The sequence below is a fragment of the Pseudomonas asuensis genome, assembly GCF_014646755.1.
GTDB classification, from domain to species: Bacteria; Pseudomonadota; Gammaproteobacteria; order Pseudomonadales; family Pseudomonadaceae; genus Chryseomonas; species Chryseomonas asuensis.
Map to the genome: position 1 here is coordinate 103,187 of NZ_BMNW01000002.1, position 18,386 is coordinate 121,572.

The 18,386-nt window shown below is 53.7% G+C and carries 11 protein-coding genes and 1 pseudogene; 5 read left to right on the plus strand and 7 right to left on the minus strand.

The genetic code is table 11. The features are described from left to right. Positions 1-63 precede the first annotated feature (63 nt). Positions 64-1,296: a multidrug efflux RND transporter periplasmic adaptor subunit MexE gene (gene mexE / locus IEX86_RS04355; RefSeq protein WP_188864869.1), complete on the minus strand. Its 1,233-nt coding sequence runs from the start codon at positions 1,294-1,296 to the stop codon at positions 64-66. 169 nt (positions 1,297-1,465) lie between these two features. Next, the gene (locus tag IEX86_RS04360) at positions 1,466-2,380 is read right to left on the minus strand and encodes a LysR family transcriptional regulator (RefSeq protein WP_188864870.1); all 915 of its coding nucleotides are present in this window, start codon (positions 2,378-2,380) and stop codon (positions 1,466-1,468) included. Between the two features lie 179 nt (positions 2,381-2,559). Between IEX86_RS04360 and IEX86_RS04365 the strand changes: the two genes are divergently transcribed. The 5 genes from IEX86_RS04365 (at position 2,560) to IEX86_RS04385 (ending at position 12,359) form a co-directional block, all read left to right on the plus strand. Then, positions 2,560-3,576 (plus strand): zinc-dependent alcohol dehydrogenase family protein, encoded by a 1,017-nt coding sequence (locus IEX86_RS04365; RefSeq protein ID WP_188864871.1) that lies wholly within the window; start codon positions 2,560-2,562, stop codon positions 3,574-3,576. A gap of 278 nt (positions 3,577-3,854) precedes the next feature. Beyond that, positions 3,855-5,858, plus strand: coding sequence for an alpha-1,4-glucan--maltose-1-phosphate maltosyltransferase (locus tag IEX86_RS04370; RefSeq protein WP_188864872.1), 2,004 nt, complete (start codon positions 3,855-3,857; stop codon positions 5,856-5,858). Positions 5,859-5,876: 18 nt separating this feature from the next. Then, positions 5,877-9,209, plus strand: coding sequence for a maltose alpha-D-glucosyltransferase (gene treS, locus IEX86_RS04375; protein ID WP_188864873.1), 3,333 nt, complete (start codon positions 5,877-5,879; stop codon positions 9,207-9,209). After that, a complete protein-coding gene (gene glgB / locus IEX86_RS04380) occupies positions 9,206-11,437 on the plus strand; it encodes a 1,4-alpha-glucan branching protein GlgB (RefSeq protein WP_188864874.1) in 2,232 nt (743 codons plus the stop codon). Before treS ends, glgB begins: the two co-directional genes overlap by 4 nt. Before the next feature lie 196 nt (positions 11,438-11,633). Next, on the plus strand, positions 11,634-12,359 hold the full coding sequence (locus tag IEX86_RS04385) for a polysaccharide lyase family 7 protein (protein WP_188864875.1): 726 nt from the start codon (positions 11,634-11,636) through the stop codon (positions 12,357-12,359). A 17-nt stretch (positions 12,360-12,376) separates the two neighbouring features. Here IEX86_RS04385 and IEX86_RS04390 read toward each other — a convergent pair whose 3' ends face one another. From IEX86_RS04390 to IEX86_RS04410, 5 genes and pseudogenes are all read right to left on the minus strand, one after another. Further along, positions 12,377-13,384: a lysylphosphatidylglycerol synthase transmembrane domain-containing protein gene (locus IEX86_RS04390; protein ID WP_188865320.1), complete on the minus strand. Its 1,008-nt coding sequence runs from the start codon at positions 13,382-13,384 to the stop codon at positions 12,377-12,379. 32 nt (positions 13,385-13,416) lie between these two features. Continuing rightward, positions 13,417-14,661, minus strand: a complete 1,245-nt coding sequence (gene clsB / locus IEX86_RS04395) for a cardiolipin synthase ClsB (protein ID WP_188864876.1) — start codon at positions 14,659-14,661, stop codon at positions 13,417-13,419. After that, positions 14,658-15,419, minus strand: a complete 762-nt coding sequence (locus tag IEX86_RS04400; protein ID WP_188864877.1) for an endonuclease/exonuclease/phosphatase family protein — start codon at positions 15,417-15,419, stop codon at positions 14,658-14,660. Before IEX86_RS04400 ends, clsB begins: the two co-directional genes overlap by 4 nt. Beyond that, a complete protein-coding gene (gene glgX / locus IEX86_RS04405; RefSeq protein WP_188864878.1) occupies positions 15,416-17,614 on the minus strand; it encodes a glycogen debranching protein GlgX in 2,199 nt (732 codons plus the stop codon). Before glgX ends, IEX86_RS04400 begins: the two co-directional genes overlap by 4 nt. 375 nt (positions 17,615-17,989) lie before the next feature. Then, positions 17,990-18,118 (minus strand): annotated as a pseudogene (locus tag IEX86_RS04410) (con-10 family general stress protein); the annotation flags it as partial. Positions 18,119-18,386 lie beyond the last annotated feature (268 nt).

An 18,386-nucleotide genomic window follows, 5' to 3' on the forward strand; every position in this document is an offset into this window, starting at 1 on the left:
GGAACCGTCGCTCTTCGGGCGGAAGAGCGAGGCGTATAGGCTTGGCAGCAGGGTTAGGTGTACTTAACGACGTGGATCGTTGGCTGTGAGCTGGATAGGCTTGTCTTGCACGGACAAGCTTTTCGCAACCAGTTCTCGCTGGTGCTTGAGAGCAGCAAGAGTGGCGTCGTCAGCCATGGGTACGACTTGAGCGTCAGCCTGGACACCGGGTCGGATACGTTGCAAGCCGTTAATGATGATCTTGTCATTGCTGGCCAAACCTGTACGGACGATACGCAGTCCCTCGATTTTCGGGCCCAGCTCAACCGAGCGGTAATCCACAGTGCCGTCATCCTTCACGACCAATACGTATTTTTTGCCCAGGTCGGTGCCAACGGCTTCATCTTTGATCAACATGGCGTCATAGGTGCCGCTACCAACCAGTTTCAACCGCGCATAGAGGCCGGGCGTGAACTGGCCATCGGTATTATCAAATACAGCGCGTCCACGGATGGTGCCGGTGCGAGGGTCAACCTGATTGTCAACAAAGTCCATTTTGCCTAGATGAGGGTGGCCCGCTTCGCTGGAAAGGCCCATGAAAACGGGACTGGCTTCGCCTCGTACACCCTGGCGTTTCAAGTTCGCATATTTAAGGAAAACGCGCTCGTCCGCATCGAAATACGCATAAACCTTATCGGTTGATACCAGGCTGGTAAGCTGGCTTTCGCCGGCGTTTACAAGGTTGCCTGCCGTCACTTCAGCCCGACCAACGCGGCCTGTAATGGGGGCAGTCACTTGAGTAAAACTCAGGTTCAGGCGGGCTGCCTCCAGTTCGGCCTGAGTAGCGGCCAGGGTGGCCTTGGCCTCTAATGCTTCGCTGGTCCGCGCGTCAGCCACTTCAGCAGAAATAGCGTTGCTTGAACGCAGACGCTCACCACGTTGCGCTTCATTCTGAGCGCGATCCAAGTGAGCTTTTGCCTGTTGCAACTGCGCCTCCAGGCGTTTCACTTCGGCCTGAAAGGGGCGGGGGTCGATCTGGAACAACAAATCGCCTTTCTTGATCAATGCGCCTTCGTGAAAAACGACGCGATCGATATAGCCTGAAACACGTGGGCGAATAACAACAGACTCAGGTGCTTCGAGGCGGCCTGTAACCTCGTCCCATTCCGTAATCGGTTGTTGGATGACCTGAGCGGCGCTGACCTTGGGCTTGGCTGGTGCTGTGGCCGATGCATCAGGCTTGTTGTCGCAGGCGCTGAGTAATAGCACGCTGGCCAAGGCCAGAGAAGATCGCCAGAGAGTCGAAGACTGTTCCATGTTCGTTTCCGCCGGGCAAAATGAGGAAAATTTAAGTAAGGCGGAGTCTGGCCTAAGGGTTTGACTCAATCGAATCGAACACTCTGAATTTAACTATCAACCAAAATGATGAAAGGCTTCGAATATATCAATAGCAGACTATCTTTTCTTGAATAATACCAGCCCTTTACTACAAGCTATCAGGATCACCCACAAACATTTGTATACGAGCACGTAACCAGCGTTCGGCAGGGTCGTTGTCGTGGACACCGCTCCAGGCCATCGAGAGCTCAAAAGACTGAACCTCCAGGGGCGGATCTTCGATACGCAATCCACCATTGGATGCCAGTACCTGAGCGGTATAGTCCGGTACGGTGGCAAGCAAATCCGTATTGGTCAGCAGTGTTCCCAAACCATTGAATTGGGGAACAGCCAGAACGACGCGTCTTTGCTTGCCCACGGTGGCAAGCGCATCATCAATAAAGCCACTTAAATCTCCTGCAGGAGACACGAGTGCATGAGGGCGCGTGCAAAAGTCTTCCAGGGTCAGTGTGCCGGGAATGGAGTCTGCCCGGAGTACCTTGGAGCGAGAGCGGCGCAAGGTCTTGCGTTTGGCGTTAGCAGGTAGCTCCGAGGTATAGGTAACGCCTACTGTGATTTCACCGGAAGCCAGCTGGCTGGAAATGTTCAGGTAATTGGTACGGCGTATGACGAGTGCGACTCCGGGCGCTTCTGCGCGAAGGCGCCTGAGCAGTGGCGGCAGCAGGGCAAACTCTACGTCGTCTGATAGGCCAATACGAAACACCCGATCGGCACTGGCCGGTTCGAAATTCTGCGCACGGCTCATGGCCGAGGAGATCGAGTCCAGCGCAGGCGAAAGCAGGCTGAAGATCTCCATGGCACGGGGTGTAGGCTCCATCGTGCGGCCGGTGCGGACCAGTAAGGGGTCATCAAAAAGGCTGCGTAGACGGGCAAGGGCGGCACTGATCGCAGGCTGGCCCAGGAAAAGCTTTTCTGCTGCTCGGGTGACGCTTCGCTCGCGCATCAACGTCTCGAACACAATCAACAGGTTGAGGTCTACTCGGCGAAGATCGTTGCGATTCATGGTGTGCCCTTAACCGTGGCCATGCACTTGTTCGAGCGCATGAGACTGTAGTGTGTCGGGTGCGGCGTCAAGCCTTGCATCATTGGCATTCATGACAACTATCGATACGGGCGGGTAGCGTTGAGGCGCCAGCTTGGATACAGTCCGTAGCCATACGGAATCCACCAAAGAGGTTTGCGATGTCCCGTGTGATTCGCTTTCACCAGTTCGGCAGTGCTAATGTCCTGTGCTGCGAAAACCAACCCACTCCTGAACCTGGTGCAGGGGAAGTGCTGGTGCGTGTACAGGCGCTGGGTGTGTGCTGGGGTGACGTGCTCTGGCGTCAGAACCTGGCCGATGAGCCTGCTTCGCTGCCCGCTGGGTTCGGCTCTGAGCTGGCGGGTGAGGTTGTGTCCGTGGGCGAGGGCGTCCATCATTTCAAGCCAGGCATGCGTGTGGCCAGTTTTCCTGCGCACTCGGTCAATCAGTATCCGGCCAGCGGCGATATGGTTGTAATGCCCCAGCAGTCATTGACTGAATACCCTGACACGCTGACGCCAGCTGAAGCAGCTGTTCACTATGCGGGGCTGCTCCTGGCCTATTTTGCCCTGGTGGACTTGGCTCAGCTCAAAGCTGGACAGCAGGTACTGGTGACTGAGGCCAGCAATTGTGTCGGGCCATCCGTTGTTCAACTTGCAACGGCACTGGGTGCTCAGGTCATTGCGGCCACCAGTGAGTCGGAAAACCGTGCCTTGCTCAAAGAGCTGGGTGCCGTTAAGGTCGTTTCGACTGACGAGCAGGATCTGGTGTTGGAAGTAGAGCGCTTCACCGAGAGCCGTGGCGTTGAGATTGTATTGGACGCACTGTGTGGTCCGCAGCTGTCTCGCCTGGGTGATATTGCCGCTACACGTGGCAAGCTCATCATCTATGGTATGGGCGGTGGTAATGAAGCGTCTTTCCCCGCCTGCGCAGCGTTCAAGAAGCATTTGCAGATTTTCCGCCACAGTGTCCTGGATTTTACAGGCCATCCCGAGCTTGGCCTGGAGCCACACACCGAGGCGGTACAGCGAGCGTTGGCGGTGATCAATCAAATGACGCGAGACGGTCTGCTCAAGCCCATCGTTGCGCATACGCTGCCATTCGATCAATTCGTGGAAGCCCACCGGCTTGTTGAAAACGAATGTCTCAAGGGTCGCGTCGTTCTGACCGTCCAATAAGTGCATGGGTGACGCGTATGCAGCGCATCGCCCGGCCAACCTGAGTTTCTCTCCTTCCTGTACAGGCAGCTGGGCCAACCGTTCGGCTGCTTGCAACTTATCTCTCTCAATAGCCTGAACTTTTCCCTTGGGTGTCTGCTCAGTATTTCATACCTATTGGGCTCAGCGCGGTAGAGGCTACGCCTTGTTGCCGCACCCGCCATAAGGCATCGAAGGATGTTCCGATCGCCGGAAGCTGGGCATGAGCCAGCCAACAGCACTTTAAGGAGTCAGGCTCGATGTCGAATACCGATCTCCCCGGTTCACTCGCGTATTTACCTTATGACCCGGAAACGGCGTCGCAAACCCCAAGAATTGCTATCGAGTCGGTTAGCCCAGCAGTGGATAATGGACAATTCGCTGCCAAGGGCATTGCTGGCCAGCCCATTACCGTAAAGGCTACTATCTTTGCCGATGGGCACGACAAGCTTGCCGCCTGCGTATTGTGGCGGGTGGAAGGGGCAGAGGACTGGCAGCAAGTACCGCTGGAGCTGCAAACCAATGATCTGTGGATGTGTGAGTTCACGCCGGTACAGGTCGCTCGACATGAGTTTGTTGTTCAGGCATGGTGGGATGTCTATGGCAGCTACCGTTATGAGCTTGAAAAGAAGTACGGTGCTGGCGTGCCGATTGGACTTGAGCTCCAAGAGGGCCGTATCCACTTAGAGCAGGCCTTGGCACGTGCAGACGAAGGGGTCCGTCCGGGTTTGGAGTCCTTGCTGGCGCGCTTTGATCAATGCGCTACAGAAGGTGACAAGGTTGCGTTGTTGCTCAGCTCCGAAACCGAGCGCACCATGCGTGATGCCGATGCTTATCCCCATCTTACGCATAGCGTTGAGTATCCGCTGGACATCGAGCGTCTCAAGGCGCAGTTCGCTAGCTGGTATGAGCTTTTCCCCCGTTCCATCACGAATGATCCCCAGCGTCACGGCACTTTCCGGGATGTGATTGGGGAGTTGCCGCGTGTACGGGATATGGGTTTTGATGTCCTGTACTTTCCACCCATTCACCCCATTGGCCTTGCGCACCGTAAGGGCAAAAACAATACCCTTGGTGCTGGCCCTGATCAGCCAGGCAGCCCTTATGCCATTGGTAGCCCCGATGGTGGTCACGATGCGGTGCATCCAGAACTCGGTACGCTTGAAGATTTTCGCGCGCTGGTTGCCGCAGCGGCCGAACATGGTCTGGAAATCGCACTCGACTTTGCTATCCAGTGTTCACCTGATCACCCCTGGCTCAAGGAGCATCCGGGCTGGTTCTCCTGGCGTCCGGATGGGTCCATGCGTTATGCGGAAAATCCACCGAAGAAGTACCAGGACATCGTCAACGTAGATTTTTATGCAAAAGACTCTGTTCCAGAGCTCTGGCTTGCGCTGCGTGATGTGGTCTGGCATTGGGTAGAGCAGGGCGTGAAGATCTTCCGGGTCGATAACCCACACACCAAACCATTGCCCTTTTGGGAATGGCTGATTGCTGATATCCGTGATCGTGATCCAGAGGTTATGTTCCTGGCCGAGGCCTTTACCAAGCCGGCCATGATGGCGCGATTGGGCAAGGTGGGGTATTCGCAAAGCTATACCTATTTCACTTGGCGCAATACGAAGGCCGAACTGACCGAGTATTTCACTCAACTCAATAGCTCTCCCTGGCGCGAGTGCTATCGTCCTAACTTCTTCGTCAATACGCCAGACATCAATCCGACTTTCCTGCAAACCAGTGGACGTCCCGGCTTTCTGATCCGGGCAGCATTGGCCACTATGGGATCAGGTTTGTGGGGTATGTATGCAGGCTTCGAGCTGTGCGAAGGCGCTCCCTTGACGCCTGGCAAAGAAGAGTATCTGGATTCCGAGAAGTATGAGCTACGTCCGCGTAATTGGTATGCGCCGGGCAACATCATGGCTGAAGTTGCGCAGCTCAATCGGATTCGTAAGCAGAACCCTGCCCTCCAGACTCATCTGGGGATCACGTTCTATAACGTCTTTAATGACAACATTATCCTGTTCGGTAAGTACACGCCCGATCTCAGTAATTTCGTCCTCGTGGCAATCAATCTTGATCCCCATAACGCCCAGGAAGGCCAATTTGAACTCCCCCTGTGGGAATTCGGACTTGATGATAATGCCTCCATGCATGGTGAAGACCTCATGACCGGCCACCGCTGGACATGGCACGGGAAAAACCAATGGACGCGTCTTGATCCTTCCATGCCGTTTGGCATATGGCGTATCCGCCCGGCCATTTAGGCCAAAGGAAGACTATAAATGGCGAAACCAAGAAAAACACGCTCGCGCAAACCGGCTGCCTTTATCAACGACCCGTTGTGGTACAAGGATGCGGTTATCTATCAGGTCCATGTAAAGTCGTTCTACGATTCCAATAATGATGGAATTGGTGATTTTCCAGGCCTGATCGATAAGCTCGATTACATTGCCGGCCTGGGCGTCAATACCATTTGGCTACTGCCGTTCTATCCGTCGCCGCGCCGCGATGATGGATACGATATCTCCGAGTACCGGGGTATACACCCGGACTACGGCACGATGGCCGATGCCAGGCGCTTTATTGCCGAAGCCCATAACCGGGGCCTGCGGGTTATCACGGAGCTGGTTATCAACCATACCTCCAGTGAACACCCTTGGTTTCAGCGTGCGCGTAAGGCGAAGAAGGGGTCCTCGGCGCGCAATTTTTATGTCTGGTCAGATGATGACAAGAAGTATGACGGCACGCGAATCATCTTCCTGGACACCGAGAAATCCAACTGGACCTGGGACCCTGTTGCCGAGCAGTACTATTGGCACCGATTCTATTCGCATCAGCCTGACCTGAACTTCGACAACCCACAGGTTATGAAGGCAGTGATTTCGATCATGCGCTACTGGCTGGATATGGGCGTCGATGGCTTGCGCCTGGATGCCATTCCCTATCTGGTAGAGCGTGACGGTACCAATAACGAGAACCTGCCCGAGACCCATGCGGTACTCAAGGAAATTCGTGCTGAAATTGATGCGAACTATCCTGACCGTATGTTGCTGGCTGAAGCCAACCAGTGGCCAGAAGATACACAGCAGTACTTTGGCAATGGTGACGAGTGCCATATGGCATTCCACTTTCCGCTGATGCCGCGGATGTACATGGCTCTTGCTCAGGAAGACCGCTTTCCCATTAGTGACATCTTGCGGCAAACCCCAGAAATTCCACCTAACTGCCAATGGTCAATATTCCTGCGTAACCATGACGAGCTGACGCTTGAAATGGTGACCGACCGCGAGCGGGATTACTTGTGGAATTACTACGCCTCGGATCGACGTGCCCGTATTAACCTGGGTATTCGTCGTCGACTAGCGCCGCTTTTGGAGCGGGACCGCCGGCGTATCGAACTCCTTAATAGCTTGCTCCTATCCATGCCGGGTACGCCTACGATGTACTACGGCGACGAGATAGGAATGGGCGATAACATCCACCTGGGCGACCGCGACGGTGTACGTACGCCAATGCAATGGTCTGTAGACCGCAACGGTGGTTTTTCACGTGCCGATCCAGCCAGTCTTGTCCTGCCTGTTGTGATGGACCCGCTGTATGGCTACCAGTCGATCAATGTGGAAGCCCAAGCCCGTGATCCACATTCGCTGCTGAACTGGACACGCCGCATGCTGGCCGTACGTAAGCAGCAGAAAGCCTTTGGCCGAGGCACCATGAAAATGCTCCGGCCAACCAACCGCCGCATTCTGGCGTATTTGCGTGACTACACCACGCCCGAAGGCGAACACGAGACGATTCTCTGTGTAGCCAACGTGTCGCGTGCTGCCCAGGCCGTCGAGCTGGATCTGTCATCCATGGCAGGCAAGGTGCCCGTGGAAATGCTGGGAGGCAGTGCCTTCCCGCCCATTGGCCAACTGCCGTACATGCTGACACTTCCACCGTACGGATTTTATTGGTTCTACCTCGCGGGCAATGAACAGATGCCAGCGTGGCATTCCGAGCCTCCAGAAACCATGCCTGACTTCCAAACGCTCGTCATCAAAAAGAATCTGCAAGAGCTGCTAAGCGGTACACCGCGCAAGGCGCTTGAGCAGGAAATCCTGCCCTTGTATATACCCAAGCGCCGCTGGTTTGGTAGCAAGGACGAGGCAATCCAGCAGGTCACGCTCATGTATGCGGTGGAGATTCCGACGCCGAAATTCCCGGTGCTGTTTATGGAAGTGTGCGTGAAAAACGCCAAGGGCCAAGAGCACTATGCCTTGCCGCTAGGCTTCCTGGCTGAAAGTGATCAGCATTGCAGTCCGTTGGCAACTCAGCTGGCCATGTCTCGTATTCGCCACGTTCGTAATGTCGGACTGATTACCGATGCCTTTACGCTCCCCAGCTTTGTGCATGGTGTGTTCAGAGCATTCAAGGATAAGACAGTGCTCAAGTCGTCTGCAGGTGAAATTCGTTTCCAGCCGTATATGGATGTCGAGAATTTCACTACAACGGAAGAGACTGAAATCCGGCATATGGGCGTAGAGCAGTCCAACAGCTCGCTCATTGTGGGCGACAAGTACATGCTCAAGTTGATCCGCAAGGTGGCGACAGGCATTCACCCTGAAGTTGAAATGGGTCGTTTCCTTACTGATAAAGGCTTTGCCAATATGGCGCCCTTGCTCGGTGAGGTAACGCGCTATAACGAAGAGGGCACGCCAAACGTCCTTATGCTGGTACAGCCACAGATCCATAACCAGGGCGATGCCTGGAAGTGGACCTTGGACAAGCTGGATCAGGTAACCCGTGACATGCTAGAGGCAGGTCTGTCGGAGCTGGAAAACGAATTTACTGCCATGGCCGATCTGGAGAACTTTGCAAGTGTTCTAGGACGGCGCCTGGGCGAGATGCATACGTTGCTTGCCCAAGAAACAGACGAGGCTGCGTTCGCACCTGAGAAGATCGATATCGAGTCCGCACGTACTTTCGCTCACCGTGTGCGCGAGCAGGTGGACGCTGCACTGGATACGCTTGAAAACAAGCGGACTTCCCTTGATGCAGCTAGTGTTCAGCACCTCGATAAATTACTTTCTCAGCGCAAGGAGCTTGGCAAGCGCATTGAAGCCTTGGCAGAGGATGTGGCCGGTGGCTTGCGCATTCGTGTTCATGGCGATTTGCACCTTGGCCAAGTCCTGGTGTCTCAGGACGATGCCTACCTGATCGACTTTGAAGGTGAGCCTGCCCGTTCGCTGGATGAACGCCGTGCCAAATACGGTCCACACAAGGACGTGGCAGGTTTGCTGCGGTCCTTCGACTACGCGGCGGCCATGATTACCATGAACAGCAACAGTGGTGCCGACACGTCGGAAGAGGCCGTGCGTCAACGGCGACAGGCAGCAGATACGTATCGTACGACGGCTTACGCTGCCTTCCTCAAGGCTTACCGTGAGGCTGCCGCCGGGATCGCCCATGAGTGGAGCGAGCGAGGCGAGCAGGCAGCACTTGATCTCTATACCCTAGAGAAAGCTGTTTACGAAATTGGTTATGAAGCGGCCAACCGGCCTAACTGGATCAACATTCCGCTGCGCGGCGTAGCCGCCATTGTGGACTCGCTCATTTCGGGAGCAAAAGGATGACTCAAGCCGTAGCACCCCAGAACCTTCAACCAGACTACGCCCAGCTATCCGCTCCAGAAGCGGATGCGCTGGCTCGTGGAGAGCATGGTAACCCCTTTGCCGTATTGGGGCCGCACCCGGAGGGCACTGGACTTCTGGTCCGTGCTTTTCTGCCTAGTGCGCTAGGTGTCGAGCTGGTTGAGCGTGAAAGTGGTCGCCACCTTGCCCATATGGAGGCAGGGCAAATTCCTGGATTGTTCTACGCACGTCTTGACTATCAGGCAAAGTATTTTTTCAGGATTCGCTGGCCCAGTGGGGTTCAGGAGACTGAAGACCCTTACAGTTTCGGTGTTCTGCTGGGTGATGTTGATATTTATCTCATCAATGAAGGCAAGCATCGTCAGCTAGGGCAATGCCTGGGTGCCCAGGCAATGACCATTGATGGCGTTCAGGGTGTTCGTTTTGCTGTCTGGGCGCCGAACGCGCGACGTGTTTCGGTAGTAGGGAATTTTAATACCTGGGATGGTCGTCGTCATCCGATGCGCCTGCGTCATGGCGCTGGGGTATGGGAGCTGTTTATCCCGCGCATCAAGCCGGGCGATTCGTATAAATATGAAATCCTTGGCCAGCATGGGCTACTGCCGTTGAAAGCGGACCCGGTAGCGCTTGCAACGGAACTGCCACCCTGCACAGCTTCGGTAGTAGCTGATCCGACACCTTTTGAATGGCACGATGATGACTGGATGGCGCAGCGCAAAGAGCGCCATTCGGTACACGCACCGTTCTCGGTGTATGAGCTGCACTCTACCTCGTGGCGTCGTGATGGGGGTGATGATGGTCGCGTTCTGAATTGGCGAGAGTTGGCTGAGCAGCTGATTCCTTATATTCAGGAAATGGGCTTTACCCATATTGAATTGCTGCCTGTTATGGAGCACCCCTTCAGTGGGTCGTGGGGCTACCAGCCACTGTCGCAGTTTGCACCTACTTCCCGTCATGGCACGCCAGCTGATTTCGCGGCGTTCGTAGATGCCTGTCACCAGGCGCATATTGGCGTGATCCTCGATTGGGTGCCTGCCCACTTCCCGACAGATCCACATGGCCTGGCACGGTTTGACGGCACGGCGCTTTACGAGTACGAACATCCATTTGAAGGGTTTCACCAGGACTGGAACACTTATATCTACAACCTTGGACGTAACGAAGTCCACGGGTTCATGTTGTCATCTGCGCTACACTGGCTGAAGCATTTCCATATAGATGGTTTGCGCGTGGACGCGGTGGCTTCAATGCTGTACCGCGATTACTCTCGTAAGCAAGGCGAGTGGATTCCCAATAAGTATGGTGGTCGTGAAAATCTTGAGACCATCGATTTCCTGCGACACTTGAATGATGTAGTGCTTGAAGAGGCCCCAGGTGCACTGGTTATTGCGGAAGAATCTACTGCATGGCCGGGCGTCAGCAAGCCAACCTCTGAAGGCGGCCTAGGGTTTTCATACAAATGGAACATGGGCTGGATGCACGACACGCTTCACTACATCGAGCGTGATCCCCTCTACCGTCGTTATGATCACCACAACATGACGTTTGGTATGGTCTATGCCTACTCGGAACGTTTTGTTCTGCCGATCTCTCATGATGAAGTCGTGCATGGTAAGGGCTCTTTGCTAAACAAAATGCCGGGCGACAATTGGCAGAAGTTTGCTAACTTGCGTGCGTATTTGTCCTTCATGTGGACACATCCTGGCAAGAAGCTTCTCTTCATGGGATGTGAGCTTGGTCAGTGGCGTGAGTGGAGCCATGACCGTGAATTGGACTGGTTCCTCTTGCAGCACCAGCATCATCAGGGTGTGCAAAAGCTGGTAGCAGATTTGAATCGTCTGTACCGCGCTGAGCCTATGTTGCATGAGCATGACTGTGAGCCAGAGGGCTTCCAGTGGCTGGTAGGCGATGATTCGGCTAACAGTGTATTCGCCTGGCTGCGCTTTGATTCACAAAAGCGACCCATGCTGGTCATTGGTAATTTCACGCCGATTCCTCAGCATGACTATCGGGTTGGCGTGCCAGAAGGCGGTCAGTGGCTAGAACTGTTCAACAGTGATAGTGAGATCTACGGAGGGAGTGGGGTAGGTAATAGCGGTGCGGTAATGGCGGATGAAATTTCCAGCCACGGTCAACCGGCCTCCCTGAACCTGAAGCTGCCACCATTGGGTATGGTCATTCTAAGACCCGGTGTCCGGCCTGAACACTAATCTAGTTCAGTAAAAGAAAACGGCGCCTTGAGCGCCGTTTTTCTTGCATTTCGGTATGTCATAGGCTTGGTCTGCTGCATGCTTCTATGGCAAGCCAAAGCGGTTTGCATCGTTCATGTTTTGCTGACACGCTATCTCTTTTATTTACGTATCAGTGCGAGACCAAGGTTTTTACGGATAATCAGGGAGGACACATATGGTTGATTTGGCAGAGTGGAATCTTACGATTTCCCAGCCTTCCAGTCCTGTTGTGATCGAGACAAGCGTGCTCAATCGCAACTACCGTAGTGATTATTTTTATCGCACCCCTAATGGTAGTGTGACCTTATGGGCGCCGGTCACAGGACAGTATGGACCGGAGCTCAATTACCCCAGCACTGAGCTTCGCGAAACGCGTCCTGATGGAAGTGAGTACAACTGGAAGTATGAAGACTCCGTGAGCCTGATGCAGGCTGACTTGCGCGTTGAGCAAGTGCCGTCCAGTGGAAAAGTTATTATTGGGCAGATTCGTACAGTGGGAGACAATCACGGTACGCCGGACTCTGCGCTAATCAGCTTGCGTTATCGTCTTGACCCTACAGTAGATGGTCAGCCATCTGCTACTGGACAGGTTGAGGCCTTGATCCGTACCCAACCGGATACGCTTAAGATTCCACCCCAGATTTTGTTACGCAACATTCCTCTGAACGGGCCGTTCAGTTATGAGCTGCGTTTGAGTCGTACCGGTGTACTGAGTGTAAGGCTTGCTACCCATGGACGAAGTAATGGGGAGCTATCCGTACAGCTGGATCAGCGTTGGGCTGGCTATCATCTCTACTTCAAAGCAGGTGCTTATGTGGAGGACAAGCAAGGCCCTCCAACAGAAGGCGGCAAGGTGACCTTTAATCGCTTGGTCACCATGCACCAGCCCAACAACCGCTAAGGCGCAGCGGTTTCTGATCAGACTGCCGGGCGTTTGGCTTCTGCCTGTTTATCCTGTTTTTCCAACTTGACTTCGTTCTTTGCGCGAATCTTCTTGGCACGGCTTTCCATGAAGAAGTACACAACGATGGCAATCAACAGGGGTGCAATAAAATAGATTGCACGGTAGGCAAGCAGGGCAGCGATGATGTACGAGTTATCCAGCTCATGGCTCATGAAGGCTACGAAAACTGCTTCCAAAACCCCAATGCCGGCCGGGATATGTGCAATGACACCTGCAAAACTACTGATCAACAGAACGCCCAATACGAACACATAATCCATCTTCTGGCCGAGCAGTACATAAATAATAGCGCCCATGGCCATCCAGTTGATGGACGATACCGTCAGCTGAATGCAGGCCATTCGCAGAGAAGGCAGGTTTAAATTCTGGCCTTTGATAGTCCATGACCGGCGCTTTGAAAACTGGCAGAACAGCAGATAGACGGCAATAAACGCTACCAGCCCAATACCAATCATGCGCAGTGTCATGTTACCGATGTACCAATGCGGCGGAATCTTTACCAGCCCGGCTGTAAAGATAATCCCTGCAAGCAGGATATAACCCAGCCAATTGGTCGCCAGACTCAAGCTGAAGATACGGGTAATGGTGCCGCTTTCCAGACCAAGGCGAGAGTAGAGTCTATAGCGCAGACCGATACCTCCCACCCACGTGCTAAGCGTGAGCGTAAAGGCATAACAGATAAACGACACAATCATAACTTGGCGTTTACCCAGTTTGTGCTGGCAATACGCACGTCCAATTAGGTCGTAGAAGCCATACATGATGTAGCTGACCACTACCAAGCCTACCGCCATCAGAATGGCCGGCCAGCTATACTGGCGAATGGAGTGCCATACCTGTACCCAGTCTACCTGCCGGGCATACATTACAAGCAGGACAGTAACCGCGATAAAGAACGCGAAGGTCAAAAGCTTTTTGGCGATAGACCATACTCTGCCTTTAGTAGAGGCTTTTGGCTTCATTGAGGCATCCTGGGAGTGCCCTAGGGCGGCGGTCATGTATGAGTCCTCGCACGTTCCGGATCTACTGGATCGGATCGTTCCAGATACGATTGAGCAGGCGGTTCGACCAGCGCTAATTTAGGCGTGTGTGCCGGAAGCCAGCCCACCCAGGCAGGAAAGTGCCGTAAAAAGTGAAAGACCAGCAGGGTTTTAGCCAAATGCCAAGCAGTCTTGCGTGGCACCTTGGTCATGTCTACATGCTGACAATGCTGAGACATGAGTTGTTCGAGCCGCCCACGCAGGACCTGATTAAAGGCTCGATCGTGAAAGATGAGATTGGATTCTAGGTTGAGGGATAGGCTCAAAGGGTCGAGATTGCTGGACCCAACCGTAGCCCAATAATCATCCATCAAGGCAACCTTCCCGTGGAGAGGGCGCCGACAGTATTCGTAGACTTCAACGCCCTCGGGTACAAGGTAGTTATAAAGCATCCGCGCGCCAACCTTCACGATCGGCATATCCGGCTCACCCTGAACAATCAATCTAACCTTCACGCCGCGCCGCGCGGCATTGCGTAATTCACGCAGCAGGCGATAACCAGGAAAGAAATACGCGTTGGCGATAATGATCTCGCGCTTGGCGCTTCGCATCATTTCAATATAGTGCTGCTCGATATCCGTACGATGCTCTTCGTTGTCGCGGTAGACGAATAAAGCCTGTGCATCACCCGGGAAAGCATTACGAGCGGGCTCATTACGCCGCCGTCCCCACCAGCGTCGGGGCTCTTCACTATTGCCCAGCGCTTCCAGGGTAAAGCGATGAATATCAGCCACAATGGGGCCTTCTACTTCTACCGCATAGTCCTGCTTGGCTGTAGGACCAAAATCGCCCACGTGATCAGCTGAGAAGTTAATCCCACCTACAAAGGCGATCTGAGCATCGATCACAACAATCTTACGATGCAGTCGGCGGAACAAATTGGTCCGGCGACCCATGAACAGGGGACGCGGATCGTAGAAGCGGAAACGAACCCCGGCAAGCACCAGCTCGTCGAGAAACTCTTTGGTTAACTCTGCAGAGCCGTAGCCATCAACGGTGACCTCGACATGCACGCCACGCTTGGCAGCATCAATCAGTACACGGTGTAGCTCGTTACCTATCTTGTCTTCAAAGAGGATAAATGTCTCTAACAAGACCTCCCGTTTAGCCTGGGAAATGGCTTCGAATACTCGGGGAAAATATTCTTCACCATTTTCCAGAAGCTGAATTCGGTTGCCGTCTCGCCACTGCAGGTTCATACACACAGCTCCACAGCCAGAGGTGCATGATCAGACAGATGAGACCAAGGCCGGTTTGATAGCACTTCAGGCGTACGTACCGTGAGGTTTCGCGTGTAGATACGGTCCAGTCGCAGCATAGGCATACGGGCAGGAAAGGTCTTGGCGTGTTGACCATGGGCGTTAAGGAACGCTTCCTCAAGCCCGGCACCTGACTTAAGTACATCGCTGGCGCGCTGGCGCCAGTCATTAAAGTCACCCGCAACCACCAGAGGTGCGTCGTCCGGCAGGTTCTCTATCAGCTTACACATCAGTTTTAGTTGCTGTAGACGATGGTTCTCCCGAAGTCCCAGATGACAACAAATAGCATGAATATCAATATCATGATCGGGAACGCGCAGCACACAGTGGAGCAGGCCGCGCCTCTCCGGACCAGTGATAGATACGTCCAGGTTTTGATACGTCACGATCGGAAACTTGGACAAGACGGCGTTGCCATGATGGCCATCCGGGTAGACCGCATTTCGCCCGTAGGCGAAATCGGTCCACATGGAATCAGCCAGAAACTCATACTGCGGCGCCGCTGGCCAGTTCTCGAAGCGCAACGGGTGTTTCTCGTGCGTACCCAACACTTCTTGCAGAAACACGAGATCAGCCGATGTCGTGCGCACCGCATCACGCAGTTCCGGCAAGATGAACTTGCGGTTGAAGGACGTAAAGCCCTTGTGCGTGTTGATAGTGAGGATCTTGAACGAGAAACCCTTTGTTGCGTTCGTCATGCTTGACGCTTCCTCCGCTTGGTTTGCTTGGTCAATTCGAACAACAGAAATGACCGTCCTGTTACTTGATAGACATCACCAAACGCAAAGGTGTCGCCGGTTTCCAACAAATCAGGTTGATTGGTATCAACCTGCAAAACCCAGTGCTCACCTTGAGGCACTTCGGGCAATGTGAAATCCACCATGTCGTAATGGGCATTCACGACCATCAGAAGCGACGTATCAGAGCCGGTACGGCGAATCCCGGTAGGCTGCGCACGACCGTCTAGCAGGATACCCATACAGCGGTTACTACCGTCCTGCCACTGATCCATGCCCATTTCTTCGCCACTCGGCATTAGCCAGGTCACGTCTTTGACGCCGAGTTCTTCGTTGTATACCCCAGTGAAGAAACGGCTACGACGCAGCAGTGGATATTTCATCCGCAGCTCAATCAACCGGCGAGTGAAGTCCTGCAGTTCTACACTACGTTCTTGAATATCCCAGTTTATCCAGCCAATTTCGCTGTCCTGGCAATAGGCATTGTTATTGCCGCCCTGAGTACGAGCGAATTCATCCCCTGCCAACAACATGGGCGTGCCTTGGGAGAAGAACAGCGTCGTAAGGAAATTGCGCATTTGGCGGTAACGCAGGTCAATGATGTCTGGGTCGTCCGTTTCGCCTTCTACGCCACAGTTCCAGGACAAGTTATTGGAGTGGCCGTCGTTATTACCCTCGCCATTGGCTTCGTTGTGCTTATCGTTGTAAGACACGACATCATTAAGCGTGAAGCCATCATGAGCGGTGACGAAATTAACTGACGACGCAGGCTTGCGACCACGCTGGTTGAACTGATCACCCGAACCAAGAACGATCTTGGCAAAGTCACCCAGTTTGTCATCATCGCCTTTCCAGAAGGACCGTGCCGTATCGCGGAATTTATCATTCCATTCCATCCAGCCTGGGGGGAAGTTACCGACCTGATAGCCGCCGGGGCCGCAATCCCAAGGCTCAGCAACAAGCTTGAGCTGATTCAGGACTGGGTCCTGACGGCAGGCATCGAGGAAACCGCCGCCTTCGTCGAAACCATGAGGTTCGCGTCCCAGAATGGTAGCGAGGTCGAAACGGAAACCATCCACACGCATTTCGGTTGCCCAATAGCGCAAGGAGTCAGTCACCATCTGCAATACGCAAGGGTGACTCATGTTAAGTGTATTACCCGTACCGGTATCGTTGATGTAGTACCGAGGATTATCCGGCATCAGGCGATAATAACTGGCGTTATCGATCCCCTTCAGCGAGAGGGTCGGGCCCATCTCATTGCCTTCGGCGGTATGGTTGTAGACCACGTCGAGAATGACCTCAAGGCCGGCCTTGTGCATCCGCGCCACCATGATCTTGAACTCGCCGATCGATTGGCTAGCCATGTAGCGAGCATGAGGTGCAAAAAAGGCCAGGGTGTTATAGCCCCAGAAATTACGCAGCCCTTTCTCAAGCAGGTGGTTGTCATCTAGGAAGTAGTGGATCGGCATCAGCTCGACGGACGTCACACCTAGCGAGCGGATGTAATCGACAACATCGCTTTCGTGAAACGCGGAAAACGTACCGCGTGTGTTTTCTGGTACAGAAGGATGCTGCATGGTGAAACCACGCACATGGGTCTCGTAGAAAACAGTACGTTCCCACGGTACCTTGGGCTTTTCAGTAGTACCCCAGGTAAAGGCTGGATCGATCACACGGCAGCGGGGCATGTAAGGTGCACTGTCGCGCTCATCAAAGGAGAGATCACCATCTGGATGGCCAATGGTGTAGCCGAACAGGGCGTCATTCCACTCAAGCTCGCCTACAATATGCTTGGCGTAAGGGTCGATCAGGAGTTTATTGGGGTTGAAGCGGTGGCCTGCTTCCGGCTCATAGGGACCATGCACACGGTAACCATACAGCGTGCCAGGGCGGGCGTCAGGCAAGTAGCCATGCCAGATTTCATTGGTGTATTCCGGCAGCTCGATACGCTCGATTTCTTCGAGGGTATCCTGATCGAACAGGCACAGCTCAACTTTAGTAGCGTGAGCCGAGAAAAGGGCAAAGTTGACGCCGGAGCCGTCCCAGTTGGCTCCTAAAGGGTAGGGCATTCCTTCGCGAACGCGCGATGTCGTACGGTTGACGAAAGCGTTTTGGGTCTTTTCAGAACTATCGCTAGGCTTGTTAGCGCTCATAGTAATCGACTCAGGTCTATGTCTTAGAGCTCAATCAGGCTTTACCTGTATTGAGGTAACGGGTTACCAGCTCCGTCTAGAGCGAGGCACGCTCACCCATCCGGTGACGTGGCATGTCCGGGGCTTCTTATACGTCATAGGTATAGAGGCTCCCGGATGCTGGCAGTTCCGAAGCAGCGTGTGCCATGCCTATTAGAGCGAAGCGGAGCAAGGTTTAATAAATAAATCGGTATTTTTATATATATACGTGTATAAGACTTGTATAGTTATCAAAACGTGTTTGGAATTAAAAAGGCGGAAAAGAATGATTGTTCTTTTCCGCCTTTTTAATTTCGATTCGTACAACCTGATAACGAATCAGAATATCAACGCCTGTTATTTGGAACCGCCCTTGCGGCCGGCTTCAGCTGCACGTTCACGATCATTGGCAAAGTTGCCTCCACTGTTACGGCCGCCTTTACGTCCGGCTTCGGCAGCCCTTTCACGATCGTTGGCAAAGTTACCAGGATTGTTGTTCTTGGCAGTCATGAATTTACCCTCACGTTGGTTTCTGGAAATAGCAGTTATTACCACGTTTAACCACTAACCCTGCGCTATATGGGATAGCCTCATGAGGCTACGGTTCACCTGCTCCAGCCCACGGCTGACGAGTGGTGCGGGGCTTTTGCAGTGTGTAAAAAGATAGGTTGCCAACAAATATACATAAAACTACGTCCGGCAAACCTCGTCTATTCATAACCTCGCGGCTTTATGCAAAATCAGCTGTATGCGG

Excerpts from the sequence above, each read along its gene's own strand:
- IEX86_RS04360 (WP_188864870.1), bottom strand. The coding sequence starts at position 2,380 with ATGAATCGCAACGATCTTCGCCGAGTAGACCTCAACCTGTTGATTGTG.
- clsB (WP_188864876.1), bottom strand. The coding sequence starts at position 14,661 with ATGAACCTGCAGTGGCGAGACGGCAACCGAATTCAGCTTCTGGAAAAT.
- IEX86_RS04385 (WP_188864875.1), top strand. The coding sequence starts at position 11,634 with ATGGTTGATTTGGCAGAGTGGAATCTTACGATTTCCCAGCCTTCCAGT.
- IEX86_RS04365 (WP_188864871.1), top strand. The coding sequence starts at position 2,560 with ATGTCCCGTGTGATTCGCTTTCACCAGTTCGGCAGTGCTAATGTCCTG.
- glgX (WP_188864878.1), bottom strand. The coding sequence starts at position 17,614 with ATGAGCGCTAACAAGCCTAGCGATAGTTCTGAAAAGACCCAAAACGCT.
- treS (WP_188864873.1), top strand. The coding sequence starts at position 5,877 with ATGGCGAAACCAAGAAAAACACGCTCGCGCAAACCGGCTGCCTTTATC.
- mexE (WP_188864869.1), bottom strand. The coding sequence starts at position 1,296 with ATGGAACAGTCTTCGACTCTCTGGCGATCTTCTCTGGCCTTGGCCAGC.
- IEX86_RS04400 (WP_188864877.1), bottom strand. The coding sequence starts at position 15,419 with ATGACGAACGCAACAAAGGGTTTCTCGTTCAAGATCCTCACTATCAAC.
- glgB (WP_188864874.1), top strand. The coding sequence starts at position 9,206 with ATGACTCAAGCCGTAGCACCCCAGAACCTTCAACCAGACTACGCCCAG.
- IEX86_RS04370 (WP_188864872.1), top strand. The coding sequence starts at position 3,855 with ATGTCGAATACCGATCTCCCCGGTTCACTCGCGTATTTACCTTATGAC.
- IEX86_RS04390 (WP_188865320.1), bottom strand. The coding sequence starts at position 13,384 with ATGAAGCCAAAAGCCTCTACTAAAGGCAGAGTATGGTCTATCGCCAAA.